Annotated in this window: 2 protein-coding genes; both read right to left on the bottom strand. The window is 58.2% G+C overall.

Annotation, left to right across the window (positions count from 1 at the left end):
• Positions 1-1,667 (bottom strand): translational GTPase TypA (gene typA / locus ACEK02_RS29850; protein ID WP_371425054.1); only part of this gene is annotated, 1,667 nt, incomplete at its 3' end.
• Positions 1,668-1,806: 139 nt separating this feature from the next.
• Entirely contained in the window at positions 1,807-3,261 is a 1,455-nt protein-coding gene (thiI, locus tag ACEK02_RS29855; RefSeq protein WP_371425055.1) for a tRNA uracil 4-sulfurtransferase ThiI, read from the bottom strand.
• Positions 3,262-3,329 lie beyond the last annotated feature (68 nt).

Raw genomic sequence — 3,329 nt, forward strand, 5'->3', positions numbered from 1 at the left:
GCGATGGTTTCGTCTTTACCCGAAGCACGCATGTTGTCGAGCTTCTTGCCTTTGGTTGGGTTGACGCCCATGTCGGTGTCACGGCTGTTCAGACCAACGATCTGGCCGTTGTAGATCTCTTGACCGTGCTCAACGAACAGCTTGCCACGCGCCTGGAGGGTTTCCAGGGAGTAGGTCAGCGCCTTGCCGGTTTCTACCGATACCAGAACACCGTTCTGACGGCCGGACATGTCGCCGGACTTCATGGTGTCGTAGCGATCGAAGATCGAGGTCAGGATGCCAGCACCGTTGGTCAGGGTCAGGAACTGGTTACGGAAACCGATCAGACCGCGAGCAGGGATGTTGTATTCCAGACGAACACGGCCTTTGCCATCCGGCACCATGTTGGTCAGGTCGCCCTTACGCAGGCCCATCTCTTCCATGACCTTGCCCTGGGATTCTTCAGGGGTGTCGATGGTGACGTTTTCGAACGGTTCCTGCTTCACGCCGTCAACTTCACGGATGATCACTTCCGGACGACCAACACCCATTTCGAAGCCTTCGCGACGCATGGTTTCGATCAGTACCGAGAGGTGCAGCTCACCACGGCCGGAAACCTTGAACTTGTCAGCCGAGTCGCCTTCTTCAACGCGCAGTGCAACGTTGTACAGCAGCTCTTTGTCCAGACGCTCCTTGATGTTACGGGAGGTCACGAACTTGCCTTCTTTACCGCAGAATGGCGAGTCGTTTACCTGGAAGGTCATGGAAACGGTTGGCTCGTCGACGGTCAACGGCTTCATCGCTTCTACGGTGTCCGGGTGGCACAGGGTGTCGGAGATGAACAGCGAGTCCATACCGCTGATGCACACGATGTCGCCGGCAGCCGCTTCTTCAACGTCTACACGGTGCAGACCGTGGTGACCCATCAGCTTCAGGATACGGCCGTTACGCTTCTTGCCGTCAGCGTCGATAGCGACAACCGGGGTGTTCGGCTTGACGCGACCACGAGCGATACGACCAACGCCGATAATGCCCAGGAAGCTGTTGTAGTCCAGTGCCGAGATTTGCATCTGGAACGGGCCGTCACGGTCAACAGCCGGTGCTGGTACGTTGTCGACGATCGACTGGTACAGCGGGGTCATGTCTTCGGCCATGTCGTTGTGGTCCAGACCGGCAATGCCGTTCAGGGCCGAGGCGTAGACGACTTTGAAGTCCAGCTGTTCTTCGGTGGCACCCAGGTTGTCGAACAGGTCGAAGATCTGGTCCAGAACCCAGTCCGGACGCGCGCCTGGACGGTCAACCTTGTTGATGACCACGATTGGACGCAGGCCGGCTTCGAACGCCTTCTTGGTCACGAAACGGGTTTGCGGCATAGGGCCGTCTTGAGCGTCAACCAGCAGCAGCACGGAGTCGACCATCGACATTACGCGTTCTACTTCGCCGCCGAAGTCGGCGTGGCCCGGGGTGTCCACGATGTTGATGTGGTAGCCGTTCCAGTTGATGGCGGTGTTTTTCGCCAGGATGGTAATACCGCGCTCTTTTTCCTGGTCGTTGGAGTCCATCACGCGCTCGTCGTTGAGCTCGTTGCGCTCCAGGGTGCCGGATTGACGCAGGAGTTTGTCTACCAGGGTGGTCTTACCATGGTCAACGTGGGCAATGATGGCGATGTTACGTAGATTTTCGATCACTTGTGTATCTCGATCAGAGGATTCGGTGTGCTGTCAGGTCGTGGCAGCGATTAACAGTAGAGTCAGGCCTTGCCGTTACAGCTTGACGGCAGAGTCGGGGGGCCGGTGACGCAGGCCACAGGCAAACAGCCCCGGGCTCTTAGCTCGGTCGATAAACGCGCACATTGGCATGCCCCTCACTGAGCAAATGGTGAGCATGCAGGCGACTCATCACGCCTTTGTCGCAATACAGCAGGTACTGGCGAGTCGGATCCAGCTCCTTGAAACGAGCGTTCACTGCGTAGAACGGCATCGTCTGTACTTCTATGCCGGCAAGTTCCAGCGGGTCATCCTCGGCCGCATCCGGGTGACGGATGTCGATGACGATCTGACCGGCCAGCGCTTCGCCGACTTCTTCGATCTGCAAGTCCTGGCCCAATTCGTCGATCACTCGATCGATCGGCACCAGCTTGGCGTTTTCGAGCGCACGCTCGAGAACCGCCATGTCGAATTCTTTCTCTTCGTGCTCAACACGGTGGCGCTTGGCGGCGGTCTTCGGATTGACCGAGATGACCCCGCAGTACTCCGGCATGTGCCGGGCGAAATCGGCGGTGCCGATCTCGTTGGCCGTGTCGATGATGTCCTGCTTGTGCGCAACGATCAGTGGGCGCAGGACCAGTTTGTCGGTCACGCAGTCGATCACCGACAGGTTCGGCAGCGTCTGGCTCGATACCTGGGAGATCGCTTCGCCGGTGACCAGCGCGTCGATGTGCAGCCGGTCGGCGATGGCCGACGATGCGCGCAACATCATACGCTTCAATACGACGCCCATATGACTGTTATCGACTTTGCCGAGAATTTCGCCCAACACTTCTTCGAACGGAACACTGACAAATAGCACGCGTTGCGAGCTGCCGTACTTCTTCCAGATGAAATGCGCGACTTCCATCACGCCCAATTCGTGGGCACGCCCGCCGAGATTGAAGAAGCAGAAATGCGCCATCAGGCCGCGGCGCATGATCTGGTACGCGGCAACCGTCGAGTCAAAGCCGCCGGACATCAATACCAGCGTCTGCTCCAGGGCGCCGAGCGGGTAACCGCCGATGCCGTTGTGCTGGCTGTGGATGACAAACAACCGTTGGTCGCGAACTTCGATGCGAACTTCGATTTCCGGGTCTTTGAGGTCGATTCCGGCGGCACCGCACTCACGACGCAGCTTGCTGCCGACGTATTTTTCAACGTCCATCGAGCTGAACGGATGCTTGCCGGCACGCTTGCAGCGCACCGAGAAAATTTTCCCGGCCAGTACATCGCCGTAGTGCTGTTTGCACTTCTCGGTGATGTCGTCGAAGTCGCCCAGCGGGTACTCGTCGATCTGCAGAAAGTGCGCGACACCCGGGGTGCAGACCAGGCGCTCACCCATCTCTTTCAAGGCTTTGGGGTCGGTAACGCGGGTTTCCAGCTCGAGATTGTCCCACACACCGTTCACCACCACAGCCGGGTCCAGGTCACGGAGCACGGCGCGGATATTCTTGGCCAACTGACGGATGAAACGCGTCCGTACCGGTCGGCTCTTGATGGTGATCTCGGGAAAGACTTTAACGATTAATTTCATGGAAACAGCGCGCACAGGGCCAGCCGAAAAAGGGGGGCGCGGATTATAGCGGAAATCGCTCAAGGTTT

It is taken from the genome of Tardiphaga sp. (assembly GCF_041424195.1).
Lineage (GTDB): Bacteria > Pseudomonadota > Alphaproteobacteria > Rhizobiales > Xanthobacteraceae > Tardiphaga.